We start from the raw sequence: 17,539 nt of genomic DNA, 5'->3' as shown, positions 1-17,539 counted from the left end.
AACATACTTCGCATGAACATCATCGAACCTGGTATCCGCAATCTCGCCACCGCCAAGGACATCCTCCTGACGCCCTACGGTCTCGACGAATCGCTGCTCACCCGCACGCTCGCCGAGATCTTCACGCATCGTGTCGATTACGCGGACCTGTATTTCCAGGCCACGCGCAGCGAAGCGTGGAGCCTCGAGGAAGGCATCGTGAAGTCGGGCAGCTTCAGCATCGACCAGGGCGTCGGCGTGCGCGCCGTGTCGGGCGACCGCACGGCTTTCGCCTATTCGGACGATCTGTCGCCCGAGGCGATCCGCCAGGCGGCGATCGCCACGCGCGCCATCGCCAAGGCGGGCGGCGGCAAGCAGAAGATCAAGGTGGCGTCGTCGCTGACAGGCATCGCCGGGCGCGATCTGTATCTGCCCGCCGACCCGCTGCATTCGCTCGACGCCACCGCCAAGGTCAAGCTGCTCGAGCGCATCGAACACATGGCGCGCGGCCGCGACCGGCGCATCCAGCAAGTGATGGCGGGCCTCGCAGGCGAATACGACGTCGTGCTGGTCGCGCGCAGCGACGGCGGCTTCGCGGCCGACATCCGGCCGCTCGTGCGCGTCTCGGTCACAGTGATCGCCGAGCAGAACGGCCGCCGCGAAATCGGCAGCGGCGGCGGCGGCGGCCGTTTCGACTACAGCTATTTCACCGACGAAGTGCTGTCGCGTTACGTCGACGACGCCGTGCACGCGGCGCTCGTGAATCTCGAAGCGCGCCCCGCTCCGGCCGGCGCGATGACGGTCGTGCTCGGGCCGGGCTGGCCGGGCGTGCTGCTGCACGAGGCGATCGGCCACGGGCTCGAGGGCGACTTCAACCGCAAGGGCTCGTCCGCATTCGCGGGACGCATCGGCGAGCAGGTCGCGGCGAAGGGCGTGACCGTTGTCGACGACGGCACGCTGCCGAATCGCCGCGGCTCGCTCAATATCGACGACGAAGGCAATCCGACGCAGTGCACGACGCTGATCGAGGACGGCATTCTCAAGGGTTACATTCAGGACACGCTCAACGCGCGCCTGATGAAGATGCCGGTCACGGGCAACGCGCGTCGTGAATCGTATGCCGCGCTGCCGATGCCGCGCATGACGAACACGTACATGCTCAACGGCGACAAGGACCCGCAGGAAATCATTCAGTCGGTGAAGAACGGCTTGTATGCGGTGAACTTCGGCGGCGGCCAGGTCGACATCACCAACGGCAAGTTCGTGTTCTCGGCGTCCGAGGCGTACATGATCGAGGACGGCAAGATCACGTACCCGGTCAAGGGCGCAACGCTGATCGGCAGCGGCCCGGAATCGCTCAAATACGTCAGCATGATCGGCAACGACATGAAGCTGGATTCGGGCGTCGGCGTGTGCGGCAAGGAAGGCCAGAGCGTGCCGGTGGGCGTCGGCCAGCCGACGCTGCGTATCGACCGGATGACGGTGGGCGGTACGGCCTGACGAGGCTCCGGCCGCACGATTCATGCGTGGAAACGCTGGATCGTGCGGCTTTTCCGCATTTTTAGACCGCATAGCTTGCCAGCCGAGCTTCCCCGGGTTATAAAGTCAATCACCCTTTTTGACCAGCGACTCCATTTCGCCATGTCCGCCAAGTTTTACTTTTACTTTTTTTGGTATCTCAGACCGCTGGCGGATCGAGAGGGGTGTTAGTGCACGCAGAACACCGAGAATTCCCGAAAAACCGCCAGCGAGTCTGGCGGTTTTTTTTCGCCTTCAGTCTTTGCTCATTCAGCCTTTGAACACTTTGCCTTGCACGCGCCGCCCGCGTGAACACGCTACGAACCGATTCAGGAGAACAACATGCCCCCGCACAACACCGACGATGTCCGCATTCGAGAATTGAAAGAGCTTACGCCCCCGGCGCACCTGATCCGCGAATTTGCCTGCGACGAAGCGGTCTCCGACCTTATCTACAGTTCGCGCACCGCCATGCATCGGATCCTGCATGGCATGGACGACCGCCTGATCGTGATCGTCGGACCGTGTTCGATTCACGACACCAAAGCGGCAATGGAATACGCGGGGCGTCTCGTCGAGCAGCGCAAGCGCTTTGCGGGCGAACTCGAAGTCGTGATGCGCGTGTATTTCGAAAAGCCGCGCACGACGGTGGGCTGGAAAGGCCTCATCAACGACCCGCACATGGACAACAGCTTCAAGATCAACGAAGGTTTGCGCACCGCGCGCGAGCTGCTGTTGCGCATCAACGAACTGGGTCTGCCGGCCGGCACCGAATACCTCGACATGATCAGCCCGCAATACATCGCCGATCTGATCTCGTGGGGCGCGATCGGCGCGCGGACCACCGAGTCGCAGGTGCACCGCGAACTCGCGTCGGGACTGTCGTGCCCGGTCGGCTTCAAGAACGGCACCGACGGCAACGTCAAGATCGCCGTCGACGCAATCAAGGCCGCGTCGCAGCCGCACCATTTCCTGTCGGTCACGAAGGGCGGGCACTCGGCGATCGTATCGACGGCGGGCAATGAGGACTGCCACATCATCCTGCGCGGCGGCAAGACGCCGAACTACGATGCTGCGAGCGTGAACGCGGCGTGCTCGGACATCGGCAAGGCCGGACTCGCGGCGCGCCTGATGATCGACGCAAGCCACGCGAACAGCTCGAAGAAGCACGAGAACCAGATTCCGGTGTGCGCGGACATCGGCCGGCAGATTGCTTCGGGCGACGAACGAATTGTCGGCGTGATGGTGGAGTCGCATCTGGTGGCGGGCCGCCAGGACTTGCAGGAAGGCTGCGCGCTCACGTACGGTCAGAGCATCACCGATGCATGCATTGGCTGGGACGAAAGCGTCGCCGTGCTGGAAGGTCTCGCCGACGCGGTCAAGCAGCGGCGCGTGGCGCGCGGAAGCGGCAACTGATTTTTTGTTTTGTGGTTTTACCGTTTGACCGCATCGCAAGAATGCGGTTTGCAGCGTTAAGAAACCCGGCTCGTGCAGTTCACAGCCGGGTTTTTTTATTTCGTTGGCCGAACGGACGAATGGTGGAGATGCCGCCGTCTATGTACCGTAGCAGTTCATCGCCGGGTCGCGAATGACTTGACCAGGCGGGAATTTGCGTATAATATTTTGTACATGGAAGGCGGTTATGACGCTGGAAAAAGAAGTTCGCTGGCTAGGCTCCAGCTATGGCGATTTGCTCGCCTTTCCAGAAGAGGCACGTCGGCAAGCCGGGTTTCAGATCGGCAAGATCCAGGCGGGTCTCGACCCTGACGACTGGAAACCGTTCGACTCGGTGGGTCCTGGAACGCGCGAAATTCGCATCCGGGAAGAGAACGGCATTTATCGCGTGATGTACGTCACGAAGTTTGCAGAAGCGCTTTACGTGCTTCATTGCATGCAGAAGAAAACCCAGAAGCTCGCGCCGCACGACAAACTGATTGCCGAAACGCGGTATCGCGCCATCATTAACGATAGGAAACCTTAACAAATGACGATCGACACCAAAATTCGTCACGTGACAAAGCCCGGCGCAAACGTGTTTCTCGAACTCGGCTTTTCCGCCGACGAGGCCAAGCGTCTGCACGCGGCGTCGCAAAAGCAGATCAACGACACGAGGCTGCTCAAGGAGCAGCTCATGACGGAATTGTCCACGTGGATCGAGCAGCATCATCTGAAGCAAGCGGAGGCCGCGGAAATTCTCATGGTCTCGCGCCCGCGGGTCTCGGACGTGGTGAACAAGAAAACCACCAAGTTCACCATCGACACGCTCGTCGAAATGTTGAGCCGGATTGGCAAGCCGGTCACGATGGCGGTGGGATAGCGCGCGAGGTTGGCGGATTCGCGCGGCTCGCTGCTGGCAGCAAGCGCGCGCGCTTTGCCTGACCTGCTACATCGACCGGCTTACTCGACCGCGCCCGAACCGAACACTTCAGTGTGAATGTGCGTCGGCTCCACGCCCAATGCAACCAGCGCGTCGCGCTGCGCGCGCATGAAGGGCACGGGGCCGCAAATGTAGTAGTCGGCATCCAGCGCGATGACGCGATCCGCGATTTTCGTCACGTCGAGACGGCCTTCGAAATCGTAGTCGATGCCCTGCCGGTCGCTTGCATCAACGGCTTCGTAGAACACGACACGCTTCACGTTCGCATGCGACGCAGCGGTATCGTCGAGCCACTCGCGGAACGCATGCACGCGGCCGTTGCGGCATGCGTGAACGAAAGTGACGCTCCGCTCGCTGCCGTCGGCGAGCAATGTCGACAGCATGGACGTCATCGGTGTGACGCCCACGCCGCCGCTCATCAGCACGACCGGCGTGATCTTCTTGCGATCGAGGGTGAAGTCGCCCATCGGCGCGCTCACGTGCACGATCGTGCCCTCCTCCACGCCCGCATGCAGCAGGTTCGACACGTGACCCGGCGCGGCGTCCTCGCGGCCGTCTTCACGCTTGACCGAAATGCGCAGCCACTTGCCATGCGGCGCATCCGACAAGCTGTACTGCCGCGGCTGGTCGACGCCCAGCTTGTCGACAAAGCGCGTGACGCTCACGTATTGGCCGGGTTCGAACTCACAGGCTGCGGTGCCGTCGGCAGGCGTCAGATAAAAGGACGTGATCTCGTCGCTCTCCACCTGCTTGCGCGCCACCTTGAACGGGCGGAAGCCGCTCCATGCCGCGCCTTCGTACAGCTTCGCCTCGGTGCCGACGAAAATGTTCGCGAGTTGGCCATACGCGACCTGCCACGCGTCGAGCGTCGGCTGATCGACCGCGTCGCCGAGTACGTCGACGATCGCACCCAGCAGATGGCGGCCGACAATCGGATAGTGCTCGGGCCGAATGTTCAGGCTCGCGTGCTTGTTGGCGATTCGCGAGACGGCCGGGCCGAGCGCGCCGAGATTGTCGATGTTGGCCGCGTACGCGTACACGGCGCGAGCGAGCGTCTCGGGCTGATTGCCGCTTTGCTGATGCGTCTGGTTGAAGAGATTCTTCAGTTCCGGGTGATGCGCGAACATGCGCTTGTAGAAATGCTTGGTGATGGTCGTGCCGTGCTCGGCGAGCACGGGAACCGTGGCTTTGACGCGGGCGATCTGGTCGGCGGTAAGGGCGGTCATTTGTACTTCTCCTTAAAGATGCGCATACGATACATCTTATAGAGCGCCCTCGCCCAGACAGATTGTCGCAGGCTGAATTGCCCTGGCGTTGATGCCTACAGAATTGCGTCTGCTGCCTAGCCGTGACCGCGGTCGTGCTGCCAGAGGACGTCGGTGCCGCCGTCAGCGCGATTGAGCACGCGAGCGAGCACGAAGAGCAAATCCGACAGACGGTTCACATACTGGCGCGGTGCCGCGTTGATCGTCTCTTCTTCGCCGAGCGCGACAATCGCCCGTTCGGCGCGGCGGCAAACCGTGCGGCAGACGTGCGCAAGCGACGCCGCCCGCGAGCCGGCCGGCAGGATGAACTCCTTGAGCGGCGGCAATGCGGCGTTGTAGTCGGCGAGCCAGCCGTCTAGTTGTGCGAGGTGGCGGTCGGTGATCATCGTGTGGCCAGGAATGCAGAGCTCACCGCCGAGGTCGAACAGGTCGTGCTGGATCGCCACCAATGCCGCGCGCACGTTGTCGGGCAGGTTTTCGCACAGCAGCACGCCGAGATTGGAGTTGAGTTCGTCGACGTCGCCGATTGCCTCGATGCGGGCGCTGCTCTTGCGTACGCGCCGGCCGTCGCCGAGGCCGGTGGTGCCGTCGTCGCCGGTGCGGGTGGCGATTTTGGTTAGGCGGTTACCCATGGTGATCCTCTGGTTGGTCGGTCGGGATGCGGGTGGTGTGGCGGAGTCGCTGATGCCTCGGCCGATACGTTGGCCGGTGGGCGTTGATCATGCTTGGCGGCGGCTGGGTTAGTCGCGGCGCAGCTATCGCATCGGACATATTGCGCGCATCGGGCGGCCGTGGCCATTATAGGAGCGAGGTCCGGGCCGCAGTGATCATCAGCGGCCTGCAAGGACTCGAGCCGGCCTGCAAACGATCGGCGTAAAATGAAACGGTTGCTGCAGAATCGCTTCGGCTGACAATGATTGATAACCGTGGTCGATGGACTGGGGTAAGCGCTGAGGTGCCAAACTCGGGTTGCCCGCTAGCATGGGACCCAAGTAAGCGCTAAAGCGCCAACTTGGATCGACCGCTAGCATGGGACTGGAGTAAGCGCTGAAGCGCTAACTTGGATCGACCGCTAGCATGGGACTGGACTAAGCGCTGAAGCGCTAACTCCAGTCGACCGCTAGCATGGGACTGGACTAAGCGCTAAAGCGCTAACTCCAGTCGACCGCTAGCATGGGACTGGACTAAGCGCTAAAGCGCTAACTCCGGTCGACCGCTAGCATGGGACTGGAGTAAGCGCTGAAGCGCTAACTCCAGTCGACCGCTAGCATGGGACTGGAGTAAGCGCTGAAGCGCTAACTCCAGTCGACACAGGAGACATGCGTGAATTATGGTGTTCCGCCGGCCGCGCTGCGCCGGCCATTTTCCCCCGAATTGCTCAGCGCCCTCACCGACGCCTTCGGCGAACGTGTGTCGGTCGCCCAGGCCGTGCGCGAACATCATGGCCGCGATGAATCGCCGTTCGACCCGCAATTGCCCGACGCCGTCGTGTTCGCGCGCAACACCGAAGACGTGCAAACCATCGTCAAGCTCTGCGGCCAGTACAACGTGCCGATCATTCCGTACGGCAACGGCTCGTCGCTTGAAGGACATCTGCTCGCGGTGCAAGGCGGCGTGTCCATCGATCTGTCGGAAATGAACCGCGTCCTGTCGATCAACGCCGAAGATCTGACGGTCACCGTCGAGCCCGGCATCTCGCGCAAACAGCTCAACGAGGCGCTGCGCGACACCGGCCTCTTTTTTCCGATCGATCCAGGCGCGGACGCCAGCATCGGCGGCATGTCGGCCACGCGCGCGTCCGGCACGAACGCGGTGCGCTACGGCACGATGCGCGAGAACGTGCTCGGCCTGACCGTCGTGCTCGCCGATGGCCGCGTCATCAAAACCGGCACGCGAGCACGCAAGTCGTCCGCGGGTTACGACCTCACGCGTCTTTTCGTCGGCTCGGAAGGCACGCTCGGCGTCATCACCGAAATCACCGTGCGCCTTTATCCGCAGCCGGAAGCGGTCTCCGCGGCCGTCTGCGCGTTTCCGTCGATGGGCGATGCAGTGCGCGCCGTCATCGAAACGATTCAGATGGGCGTGCCGATCGCCCGCGTCGAATTCGTCGACGCGCTCGCGATCCGCTCGATTAACCGGCATTCGAATCTGACGCTGCGCGAGGCGCCCACGTTGTTCTTCGAATTCCACGGCACCGAGGCCGGCGTGAAGGAACAAGCCGAACTCGTGCAGGAACTGGCCGCGCAGAACGGCGGCGAAGGCTTCGAATGGGCGACGCGGCCGGAAGACCGCAGCCGTCTGTGGAACGCGCGTCACAACGCCTATTTCGCGATGCTGCAATTAAAGCCGGGGTGCCGCGCCGTCACGACCGACGTCTGCGTGCCGATCTCGCGCCTCGCCGAATGCGTCGTCGAAACAGAGCAGGATCTGAAGACGTCGCCGCTGCCCTGCCCAATCGTCGGCCATGTCGGTGACGGAAATTTCCACGTCGCGATCCTGATCGATCCGAACAAGCCGGAGGAACTGGTCGAGGCCGAACGTCTGAATCATCGCATCGTGCAGCGCGCGTTACGCATGGACGGCACGTGCACCGGCGAGCACGGCGTCGGTCTGCACAAGATGAATTTTCTGCTTGAGGAACACGGCGATGTCGCGATCGACACGATGCGCTCCATCAAGCACGCACTCGATCCGCACAATCTGATGAACCCCGGCAAGATTTTTAGCTGGGCGGCTTGACGCATCGGCAGACACACAGGCGAGCGCAAGCCAGCGCAATTCAGGCGCAATATGAGTAGCAGCACCGGTAGCAACGGTAGCAAACGCGGCATGAGCGCGGACCACCCCGCCGGCCGCAACAGTCGCCGCAATACAAGCGCGCGGGAAGCGCCCGGAAGTGCCTGAAAGCGCGCGCGGCGAAAGACAAGAGGAGACGACGCACATGAACGCACCCGCCGAACTGTCGGCAGAAGTTCTCGCCCAGCGCCAGCGCGAAGTCGTGCAGGCGCTGATGGCGGTCCTGCCGAACCACTGTCTGCTCTATCGCGACGAAGATACGGTCGCCTACGACTGCGACGGCCTCGCCGCATATCGTCGGCTGCCGCTTGCGGTCGCGTTGCCGGAGACCGAGTCGCAAGTCCAGCGCATCGTGCAGATCTGCCATCGCCTTGGCGTGCCGATCGTGCCGCGCGGCGCGGGAACCGGCCTGTCCGGCGGCGCGATGCCGATTCGTCACGGCGTTGTCGTGTCGCTCGCGCGCTTCAAAAAGATCATCGAAGTCGACTCGTACGCGCGGACCGCCACGGTGCAGCCCGGCGTGCGCAATCTGTCGATCTCCGAAGCCGCGGCGCCGTACGGCTTGTACTACGCGCCGGACCCGTCGTCGCAGATTGCCTGCACGATCGGCGGCAACGTCTCGGAAAATTCGGGCGGCGTGCATTGCCTCAAGTACGGCCTCACCGTGCACAACGTGCTGCGCGTGCGCGCGGTGACGATGGAAGGCGAGATCGTCGAATTCGGTTCGCTCGGACCCGACGCGCCGGGGCTCGATCTGCTCGCGGTGCTGATCGGCAGCGAAGGCATGTTCGCGATCGTCACGGAAGTCACCGTCAAGCTGATTCCGAAACCGCAAACGGCGCAGGTCATCATGGCCAGTTTCGACGACGTGGTGAAAGGCGGCGACGCGGTCGCCGGCATCATCGCCGCGGGCATCATTCCGGCGGGCCTCGAGATGATGGACAAACCCGCCACGCGCGCCGTCGAAGAATTCGTCCACGCGGGCTACGACCTCGACGCGGCGGCGATTCTGCTATGCGAATCCGACGGCACGCCGGAAGAAGTCGCCGACGAAATCGTGCGCATGACGGCGGTGCTGCGCGAGCACGGCGCAACGCGCATCGCGATCTCGCGCACGGAAAACGAGCGGCTGCGCTTCTGGTCCGGCCGCAAGAACGCGTTTCCGGCCGCCGGCCGCATCTCGCCGGATTACTACTGCATGGACGGCACCGTGCCGCGCCGCAGTATCGGGCCGCTGCTGTCGCGCATCGAGGAGATGGAGAAGAAGTACCGGCTGCGCTGCATCAACGTGTTTCATGCGGGCGACGGCAACATGCATCCGCTGATTCTCTTCAACGGCAACGACAAGGACGAGTGGCACCGCGCGGAAGCGTTCGGCTCCGATATTCTCGAAGCCTGCGTCGAACTGGGCGGCACGGTGACGGGCGAGCACGGCGTCGGCATCGAGAAGATCAATTCGATGTGCGTGCAGTTTTCGCCCGAGGAGCGCGATGCGTTTCACGCGGTCAAGCGCGCCTTCGATCCGCCCGGCCTGCTGAACCCGGACAAGGGCATCCCCACTCGCGCGCGCTGCGCCGAATACGGCAAGATGCACGTGCGCGGCGGTCTGCTGCCGCATCCCGAGTTGCCGCGCTTCTAGCGTCCACGCATCGCGCATAGCCCGTCGCGGCGGGGTTTCGCGTCATGTCACCCTGATTACCCGATAGGGGTCCGCTCCGGGTTGTCAGCGCGGCCCCGCCCGGTACAATCGTTCGAAACATAACGAAGCAGGGCATCATGGAAGAGGACGACATCGTCGCCATGTGGTCGGAGCGCGTGCGTTCCGCCAGCGCCGAGGGACGCGCGTTACGCGTGCGCGGCGGCGGCACGAAAGACTGGTACGGTCAGACGCTGGAAGGCGAGATCCTCGACACGCGCGCTTATCGCGGCATCGTCGCGTACGACCCGGCGGAGCTGGTCATCACCGCGCGCGCCGGCACGCCGCTCGTCGAGATCGAAGCGGCGCTCGCCGAACACAATCAGATGCTTGCGTTCGAGCCGCCGCACTTCGGGCCGCAGGCCACCTTCGGCGGCTGCGTGGCCGCGGGCATTGCGGGTCCACGCCGCCCGTCGGCCGGCGCGGCGCGCGACTTCGTGCTCGGCGCGGTCATCATGAACGGCCAGGGGCAAACGCTGCACTTCGGCGGCCAGGTCGTCAAAAACGTCGCCGGTTACGACGTCTCGCGCTTGATGGCGGGCTCGCTCGGCACGCTCGGGCTGATCCTCGAATTGTCGGTCAAAGTGCTGCCGCAGCCGCAGGCCGAAGCCACGCTCAAGTTCGACATGAACGGCACCGACGCCGTGCGCAAGCTTAACGAATGGGGCGGCCGGCCGTTGCCGATTACCGCGAGCGCCTGGCGCCACGGCACGCTCGCCGTGCGTCTCGCGGGCGCGGAGAGCGCGGTCAAATCGGCGCGCTCGTCGCTGGGCGGCGAAGTCGTCGATGCGGTGGAAGCCGAACGCTTCTGGGCCGGCCTGCGCGAGCAGACCGACTCGTTCTTCGCCGCGATTCCGCCGAAGGCCGCGCTGTGGCGGCTCGCGTTGCCGTCCATCACCGAGCCGCTGCAACTGCCCGGCGCGCAACTGATGGAATGGGGCGGCGCGCAGCGCTGGTGGATCACGGACACCGACGCGCAAACGGTGCGCATCAGCGCGAAGCAGGCCGGCGGCCACGCGACGATCTTCCGCACCGGCCTCGGCTACGACCGCGGCGCGGGCGTCTTCACACCGCTTCCCGCGCCGCTGATGAAAATCCATCGCGGCCTGAAAACCGCTTTCGACCCGGCCCGCATTTTCAATCGCGGCCGTCTCTACCCCGACTTCTGAGCGCGCGATGCAAACCAATCTCGCGGACTTCATTCGCAATACGCCCGACGGCGACGAAGCCGACGCCATTCTGCGCAACTGCGTGCACTGCGGCTTCTGCACGGCCACGTGCCCGACCTATCAACTGCTCGGCGATGAACTCGACGGCCCGCGCGGCCGCATCTATCTGATCAAGCAAATGGTGGAAGGCGCGGAGGTGACGCGCAGCACGCAGGTTCACCTCGACCGCTGTCTGACGTGCCGCAATTGCGAAACCACCTGCCCGTCCGGCGTGCAGTACGGCAAGCTGGTCGAAATCGGCCGCAAGATCACCGAGGAAAAAGTGACGCGCCCGCTCGGCCAGCGTCTCACGCGCCGGCTGCTCGCGAGCTTCGTGCCGAACAGCGCGCTGTTCACGCCGACCATGCGCGTCGGCCAGCATTTTCGTGCGCTGTTGCCAAGAAAACTGCGCGACAAGGTGCCCGCGCGGCAGCGTCCGCTGACATGGCCGAGCGCGACGCACACGCGCAAGATGCTGATGCTGGCCGGCTGCGTGCAACCGTCGATGATGCCGAACGTGAACACCGCCACCGCGCGCGTGCTCGATGCGCTCGGCATCGAAACCGTGGTCGCGCCCGACGCCGGCTGCTGCGGCGCGATCCGGCTGCACCTCGGCTACAACGACGAAGCGCTCGACGACATGCGCGCCAACATCGACGCATGGTGGCCGCATGTCGAACAGGGCGTCGAGGCGATCGTGATGAACGCGTCGGGTTGCGGCGCGACGGTGAAGGAATACGCGCACCTGCTGCGCGACGATCCGGCGTATGCGGAAAAAGCGCGCCGCATCGTCGAATTGACGCGCGACATCGCCGAAATTCTGCCGGATTTCGAGGAAGAGCTCGTGGCCGTCACGCGCCGCCGCGCGATCCATACGGTCGCGTTTCATCCGCCGTGCACGTTGCAGCACGGGCAAAAAGTGCGCGGCACGGTCGAACATCTGCTGACGAGGCTCGGCCTGGAAGTGCGACTGCCGGCCGACAGTCACCTGTGCTGCGGCTCCGCGGGCACCTATTCGCTGACGCAGCCGAAGCTCTCGTATGCGTTGCGCGATCAGAAACTCGAGCGGCTGCATGCGCAGGAACCGCAGGTGATCGTGTCGGCGAACGTGGGCTGTATTTCACATCTGCAAAGCGGCACGTCGACGCCGGTTGCGCACTGGATCGAACTGGTCGAGCACATGCTGTCCGTATAATCGGGGCATCGACTTTATCGACCCATCGACCTTTGGTCCGCTCCGGTTCGTTCCATGCCCGATCTGATTCATAACCTCGAAGCGGTGCAGCAACGCATCGCCCTCGCCGCGCACGTGGCGAGACGCGACGCGCGTTCCATCGCGTTGCTTGCCGTCTCCAAGACCTTTCCCGCCGAAGACGTGCGCGCGGCCCATGCCGCCGGTCAACGCGCATTCGGCGAAAACTACGTGCAGGAAGCGCTCACGAAAATCGAAGTGCTCGCCGATTTGCGCAGCACGCTCGAATGGCATTTCATCGGCCCGTTGCAGTCGAACAAGACGCGGCCGGTGGCCGAACAGTTCGACTGGGTGCATTCGGTGGATCGCCTGAAGATCGCGCAACGGCTTTCCGAGCAGCGGCCGGAAACGCTGCCGCCGCTGAACGTGTGCTTGCAGGTCAACATTAGCGGCGAGGCGTCGAAAAGCGGCGTCAGCGTCGACGAAGCCGTGCAAGTCGCGAAAGACATCGCCGCGCTGCCGCGGCTCAGGTTGCGCGGCCTGATGGCGATACCCGAGCCGGCCGGCAGTATCGACGACCAACGCGTGCCGCATCGCCGCTTACGCGAACTGTTCGAGCGTCTTGTCGGCGAGGGGCTCGAACTCGATACGTTATCGATGGGTATGTCGAGCGACCTCGAGGCCGCCGTGCTCGAAGGCGCGACCATTGTGCGCGTGGGCACGGCCATCTTCGGCGCGCGCGATTATTCGCACTAGCGTTGCGATTAACGTTGCATTAACGGGCGCACACGCGGTTTCACAAGCTCCATCCAACCTTCGCGGAACATCATGAAAATTGCTTTTATCGGCGGCGGCAACATGGCTGCGGCGTTGATCGGCGGCCTTATCAAGCGCGGTGTCGCGCCCGCCGATCTCTACGCGATCGATCCCAACGAAGACGCGCGCAAGCGCAATGAAGCGCAGTTCGGCATCAAGACCGGAGCGGCCGCGGACGCCGCGCTCGGCACCTATGACGCCGTCGTACTCGCGGTGAAGCCGCAGATCCTGAAGAGCGTCGCCGAAGCGCTCGCGCCGCATCTGAAGGCGTCGCAACTCGCGATCAGCATCGTCGCCGGCATTCGCATGGATGACATGTCGCGCTGGCTCAACGGCCATACGCGCATCGTGCGGGTCATGCCGAACACGCCGGCGTTAATCGGCATGGGCGTCGCCGGCTTGACCGCGACCGCGAGCGTCGACGATGCGGGCCGCACGCTCGCATCGCAGGTGCTGGGCGCGGTGGGCGAAACGGTATGGTTCGACGACGAAGCGAAGATCGACGCCGTCACCGCGATTTCGGGCAGCGGGCCGGCCTACGTCTTTTACTTCATCGAAGCATTGCAGGAAGCCGCACGCCAACTCGGCATGGACGAAGCACAAGGCCGCGCGCTCGCCGTCGCGACTTTCACGGGCGCCGCGCAACTGGCCGCGAATTCCGACGAGCCGCCGGCCGTGTTGCGTGAGCGCGTGACGTCGAAGGGCGGCACGACCGCCGCGGCGCTTGCATCGTTCGACGCGAGCGGCATCAAGGAAGCCATCGTGCGCGGCGCGCTGGCCGCCGATGCGCGCGCGAAAGAAATGGGCGATGAATTCGGCAAGCAGTGAGCGGTTGTTGCTTGCTGAAACGTGACAAGCCGTGGAGCGCGGAGTCTTTATTCAATAAAGCCGGCGCCTCACGACACGAGGCCAACCGTCCACCCACGCCGCGCTAAAAACTAAAACGAAGCCACCGCATAATGCGCGGCAATGCCGACGAACAACGCGCCGCCGAGCCAGTTGTTATGCAGGAACGCCTTGAAGCACGGCATCCGTTCGCGGTGGCGGATCAGCGTGTAGTGATAGATCGCGCAGCCCGCCGCAGCCGCCCAGCCCAACCAGTACAGCACGCCAAAGCCGAGCATCACGCCGATGCCGACGTAGATGCCGAGCGTGGCCGCATAGCAGAGCATGATCGCCGCCACGTCGAAGCGGCCGAACGTGAGCGCCGACGTGCGAATGCCGATCCGGATGTCGTCGTCGCGATCGACCATCGCATATTCGGTGTCGTACGCGACGGACCAGAACACGTTGGCGAGCAGCATGACCCACGCGAGCATCGGCACCTGATTCTGCACGGCCGCGAACGCCATCGGAATGCCGAAGCCGAACGCAATGCCGAGATACGCCTGCGGGATCGCAAAGAAACGCTTCGTGAACGGATACGAGCCCGCGACGAACAGCGCCGCCACCGACAATTCCTTCGTCAGCGTGTTCAGCGGCAGAATCAGCAGAAAGGCCAGCAACGACAGCCCGGCCGCGAGCGCGACCGCTTCCCACGCCTTGATCTTGCCGGACGTGATCGGACGATTCTCGGTGCGCTTCACATAACGGTCGAAATCGCGATCCGCGTAGTCATTGATGGCGCAGCCCGCCGAGCGCATCAATATCGTGCCCACCGCGAAGATGACGAGGAGCGGCCAGGACGGATGACCGTCGGACGCGATCCACAGCGCGTTAAGCGTCGGCCACAGCAGCAGCAGACTGCCAATAGGCTTGTCCATGCGCACGAGGCGCAGATACAGGGGAAGTCGGGCGAACATGGCGGACTCGTTGAATGCAGACAAAGTGCGAGGACGGTGCCGTTATTTTACGGGATGCGGACGGCGTGGCGCGTCGGTGCGAACTACTACTGACGAAAGCAGATGGCAATGGCGACCCCGCCACAGCGTTCTCACAAACGGCGCGCAAAAAACAAAGCCTCCCGCGAAGGGAGGCTTTGCATCGTGCCACGTTACATCCGGCCATTCGGCTTCTGCGAAACGAACGCGAACAGCAACCGCAACCGATTCAAACCATCAAGCCAGCATCGAGCGCAGCATCCACGCGGTCTTTTCATGCGTCTGCATGCGCTGTGTCAGCAGGTCGGCGGTCGGCTCGTCGTTGGCGGCTTCCGTCGACGGGAAAATCGCGCGCGCGGTGCGCACCACGGCTTCCTGCCCTTCCACCAGCTGACGGATCATCTCTTCGGCGGCAGGCACGCCGTCCGCTTCGGGAATCGACGACAGCTTCGCAAAATCTTTATAGCTGCCCGGCGCATGCACGCCCAGCGCGCGAATCCGTTCAGCGATCGAATCGACGGCGAGCGCCAGTTCGTTGTATTGCGTTTCGAACATCAGATGCAGCGTGTTGAACATCGGACCCGTCACATTCCAGTGGAAGTTGTGGGTCTTCAGGTACAGCGTGTAGGTGTCCGCGAGCAGACGCGACAGACCTTCCGCGATCTTCTTGCGGTCCTTGTCGCTGATCCCGATATTGACGTGCTGTACAGCTTCTTTTTTGGCCATGATGACTCCTTCGAAGAGTGATACGAACCGGTGACGAAGTAACGCGTGCGAGCGGCCTGCCGGCAGCAGGCCCGGCAAAAACGAGCGTTCGACAGTTTATCTTAGAACGGCGAAATGTTCGTGTGAGGTGTCGCCGCTACGCTGCGCCGCTCAGCCGCCAAACGCGTGTTGCAGCATTTGCGCCGCGATCACCGCGAATCCGCTCGTCACGATGGCGAAGCCCACGGCTCTGCGCAAGTTGAGCGTCTGCTGCTGTTGCGCGCGATGCATGGCCGGCGATCTGCCGGCGGTGGCTTTCATCAACTCGATCATGAGCGTGCTCCCTGTTCGTATCGATACTCGCGGGGCACACGCGCAAGCAACATGCACGCGCGCCCCGCTTTACACACTGCGTTACTTCTTGCCTTCCGCGAGTTCGGCCATCGCGGCGATCACGCCTTCGGCATAAGCGGGATCGATGCGGCGGAAATGCTCGACCGCACGCGCGACGATGTCCTGCGGCACACCGTTGATATGCCGCGCGATGTTGCCGAACAAACGTTGGCGCTGCGCTGCATCGAAGAGCGCGAACAGCATGCCCGGCTGCGTGTAGTAGTCGTCATCCGCGCGATGGTCGTAGCGATCCACCGCACCCGCGGCAAGCGCCGGCTCCAACGCATTCGCATCCTGCGCGAAGTCGCCGAAACGATTCGGCTCGTAGTTCACGTTGCCACCCAGGTTGCCGTCCGTGCGCATCGCGCCGTCGCGATGGAACGAATGCGGGTTCGCAACGCGCGACGCGTTCACCGGAATCTGATGGTGATTGATGCCGAGGCGATAGCGCTGCGTGTCGCCATACGAGAACAAACGGCCCTGCAACAGACGGTCCGGCGAGAAGCCGATGCCCGGTACCACGTTGGCCGGCGTGAACGCAGCCTGCTCGACGTCCGCGAAATAGTTGGCCGCGTTGCGGTTCAACTCGATCGTGCCGACGTCGATCAGCGGATAGTCTTTCTGCGACCACACTTTCGTGATGTCGAACGGATTGAAGCGATACGCCGCGGCTTCCGCCTCCGGCATCACCTGAATCGCGAAGCGCCACTTCGGGAAATTGCCTTCGTCGATACTGCCAATCAGATCGCGCTGCGCGCTTTCGCGGTCTTGCGCAACCACTTGCGACGCTTCCGCATCGGTGAAATTTTCAATGCCTTGCTGCGACTTGAAATGGAATTTGACCCAGAAACGCTCGTTGTTCGCGTTGATGAACGAGTACGTGTGCGAACCGAAGCCGTGCATCTGACGGTAGTTCTTCGGAATGCCGCGATCGCTCATCAGGATCGTGACCTGATGCATCGACTCCGGATGGCGCGTCCAGAAATCCCACGCGGCAATGTTGTTGCGCAGGTTCGTGTACGGATCACGCTTTTGCGTGTGAATGAAGTCCGGAAACTTCAGCGGATCGCGGATAAAAAACACCGGCGTGTTGTTGCCCACCACGTCCCAGTTGCCTTCTTCCGTATAGAACTTGATCGAGAAGCCGCGCACGTCGCGCTCGGCGTCGGCCGCGCCGCGCTCGCCCGCCACCGTCGAAAAGCGCATGAAAAGCGGCGTTTCCTTGCCGACTTGCGCGAACACTTTCGCCTTCGTGTAGCGCGAGATGTCGTGCGTGACCTTCAGCGTGCCGAATGCACCGGAGCCTTTCGCGTGAACGCGGCGCTCGGGAATCACCTCGCGATCGAAGTGCGCGAGCTTTTCGAGCAGCCATACGTCTTGCAGGACGACCGGGCCGCGCACGCCGGCCGTCATCGAATTCTGGTTATCGGCGACGGGCGCGCCGGCGGCATTGGTGAGCTTCTGTTCGGACATGCGGGACTCCTGGATGGTTTTCGTTCAAAACGGATTGGGGGGAGAAGCGCGGCAAGGCAATGCCGAAAGCTTAGACGAACAATTAGCGGACTACGCGGACAAAGCGCGGTCGACCAGCAACGAAAACGCGGCCGTGCGCATGCCGAGCATGGCCGCCGCCAAGCCGGCATTGGCGCTGGCCGGTTCAGCGGCGAAGGTCTGAGTTTGCGGCACGTTCGATTGCGTCATGATGTCCTCCGGGTTTTTGTCATCGGGCGATGTATGAGGAAGACTATATCAAGACTATCGAAATCGCGTGTTT

17 protein-coding genes are annotated in these 17,539 nt (G+C 63.2%); 10 read left to right on the top strand and 7 right to left on the bottom strand.

Going from position 1 to position 17,539, the window contains the following annotated elements:
- The first annotated feature begins 12 nt into the window (after window positions 1-12).
- The 4 genes from tldD to AB6809_RS24250 all read left to right on the top strand — a co-directional run bounded on the left by tldD (window position 13) and on the right by AB6809_RS24250 (window position 3,814).
- Window positions 13-1,479 (top strand): metalloprotease TldD, encoded by a 1,467-nt coding sequence (gene tldD, locus AB6809_RS24265; RefSeq protein WP_006047893.1) that lies wholly within the window; start codon window positions 13-15, stop codon window positions 1,477-1,479.
- A gap of 360 nt (window positions 1,480-1,839) precedes the next feature.
- Window positions 1,840-2,913: a 3-deoxy-7-phosphoheptulonate synthase AroG gene (gene aroG, locus AB6809_RS24260; protein ID WP_006047894.1), complete on the top strand. Its 1,074-nt coding sequence runs from the start codon at window positions 1,840-1,842 to the stop codon at window positions 2,911-2,913.
- Window positions 2,914-3,139: 226 nt separating this feature from the next.
- Window positions 3,140-3,478, top strand: coding sequence for a type II toxin-antitoxin system RelE/ParE family toxin (locus AB6809_RS24255; RefSeq protein ID WP_307251737.1), 339 nt, complete (start codon window positions 3,140-3,142; stop codon window positions 3,476-3,478).
- Window positions 3,479-3,481: 3 nt separating this feature from the next.
- Window positions 3,482-3,814 carry a helix-turn-helix domain-containing protein gene (locus tag AB6809_RS24250; protein ID WP_006047896.1) on the top strand — a complete coding sequence of 111 codons (333 nt, stop codon included), beginning with the start codon at window positions 3,482-3,484 and terminating at the stop codon, window positions 3,812-3,814.
- A gap of 80 nt (window positions 3,815-3,894) precedes the next feature.
- On the opposite strand, the gene hmpA is transcribed toward AB6809_RS24250, so the two are convergent.
- The gene (hmpA, locus tag AB6809_RS24245; protein ID WP_107707317.1) at window positions 3,895-5,100 is read right to left on the bottom strand and encodes an NO-inducible flavohemoprotein; all 1,206 of its coding nucleotides are present in this window, start codon (window positions 5,098-5,100) and stop codon (window positions 3,895-3,897) included.
- Window positions 5,101-5,216: 116 nt separating this feature from the next.
- Window positions 5,217-5,771, bottom strand: a complete 555-nt coding sequence (locus AB6809_RS24240; RefSeq protein WP_307251733.1) for a cob(I)yrinic acid a,c-diamide adenosyltransferase — start codon at window positions 5,769-5,771, stop codon at window positions 5,217-5,219.
- 691 nt (window positions 5,772-6,462) lie between these two features.
- On the opposite strand from AB6809_RS24240, the gene AB6809_RS24235 reads away from it, so the two are divergent.
- From AB6809_RS24235 to proC, 6 genes are all read left to right on the top strand, one after another.
- On the top strand, window positions 6,463-7,878 hold the full coding sequence (locus AB6809_RS24235; protein ID WP_029970434.1) for an FAD-binding oxidoreductase: 1,416 nt from the start codon (window positions 6,463-6,465) through the stop codon (window positions 7,876-7,878).
- 202 nt (window positions 7,879-8,080) lie between these two features.
- Window positions 8,081-9,574, top strand: coding sequence for an FAD-linked oxidase C-terminal domain-containing protein (locus tag AB6809_RS24230; RefSeq protein ID WP_006047900.1), 1,494 nt, complete (start codon window positions 8,081-8,083; stop codon window positions 9,572-9,574).
- Window positions 9,575-9,711: 137 nt separating this feature from the next.
- Window positions 9,712-10,800, top strand: a complete 1,089-nt coding sequence (gene glcE / locus AB6809_RS24225) for a glycolate oxidase subunit GlcE (protein ID WP_006047901.1) — start codon at window positions 9,712-9,714, stop codon at window positions 10,798-10,800.
- 7 nt (window positions 10,801-10,807) lie between these two features.
- Complete coding sequence (glcF, locus tag AB6809_RS24220; RefSeq protein WP_029970438.1) at window positions 10,808-12,034, top strand: glycolate oxidase subunit GlcF; 1,227 nt, start codon at window positions 10,808-10,810, stop codon at window positions 12,032-12,034.
- Window positions 12,035-12,088: 54 nt separating this feature from the next.
- Window positions 12,089-12,787: a YggS family pyridoxal phosphate-dependent enzyme gene (locus tag AB6809_RS24215; protein WP_171800377.1), complete on the top strand. Its 699-nt coding sequence runs from the start codon at window positions 12,089-12,091 to the stop codon at window positions 12,785-12,787.
- A 72-nt stretch (window positions 12,788-12,859) separates the two neighbouring features.
- Window positions 12,860-13,675: a pyrroline-5-carboxylate reductase gene (gene proC / locus AB6809_RS24210; RefSeq protein ID WP_029970440.1), complete on the top strand. Its 816-nt coding sequence runs from the start codon at window positions 12,860-12,862 to the stop codon at window positions 13,673-13,675.
- A 110-nt stretch (window positions 13,676-13,785) separates the two neighbouring features.
- On the opposite strand, the gene ubiA is transcribed toward proC, so the two are convergent.
- The 5 genes from ubiA to AB6809_RS24185 all read right to left on the bottom strand — a co-directional run bounded on the left by ubiA (window position 13,786) and on the right by AB6809_RS24185 (window position 17,466).
- Window positions 13,786-14,649, bottom strand: coding sequence for a 4-hydroxybenzoate octaprenyltransferase (gene ubiA, locus AB6809_RS24205; RefSeq protein WP_029970441.1), 864 nt, complete (start codon window positions 14,647-14,649; stop codon window positions 13,786-13,788).
- A 255-nt stretch (window positions 14,650-14,904) separates the two neighbouring features.
- Window positions 14,905-15,393 carry a Dps family protein gene (locus AB6809_RS24200; RefSeq protein ID WP_006047907.1) on the bottom strand — a complete coding sequence of 163 codons (489 nt, stop codon included), beginning with the start codon at window positions 15,391-15,393 and terminating at the stop codon, window positions 14,905-14,907.
- Between the two features lie 150 nt (window positions 15,394-15,543).
- Window positions 15,544-15,705 (bottom strand): hypothetical protein, encoded by a 162-nt coding sequence (locus tag AB6809_RS24195; protein ID WP_165919808.1) that lies wholly within the window; start codon window positions 15,703-15,705, stop codon window positions 15,544-15,546.
- A gap of 81 nt (window positions 15,706-15,786) precedes the next feature.
- Window positions 15,787-17,238, bottom strand: coding sequence for a catalase (locus AB6809_RS24190; protein ID WP_029970442.1), 1,452 nt, complete (start codon window positions 17,236-17,238; stop codon window positions 15,787-15,789).
- A gap of 90 nt (window positions 17,239-17,328) precedes the next feature.
- Window positions 17,329-17,466: a hypothetical protein gene (locus tag AB6809_RS24185; protein WP_006047910.1), complete on the bottom strand. Its 138-nt coding sequence runs from the start codon at window positions 17,464-17,466 to the stop codon at window positions 17,329-17,331.
- Window positions 17,467-17,539: the final 73 nt, after the last annotated feature.

The sequence above is a fragment of the Paraburkholderia sp. RCC_158 genome (assembly GCF_041355255.1).
In the GTDB taxonomy this organism is placed as follows: domain Bacteria; phylum Pseudomonadota; class Gammaproteobacteria; order Burkholderiales; family Burkholderiaceae; genus Paraburkholderia; species Paraburkholderia graminis.
The sequence above is the reverse complement of the archived record's forward strand: the minus strand, read 5'-3'. Positions and strand labels throughout refer to the sequence as shown.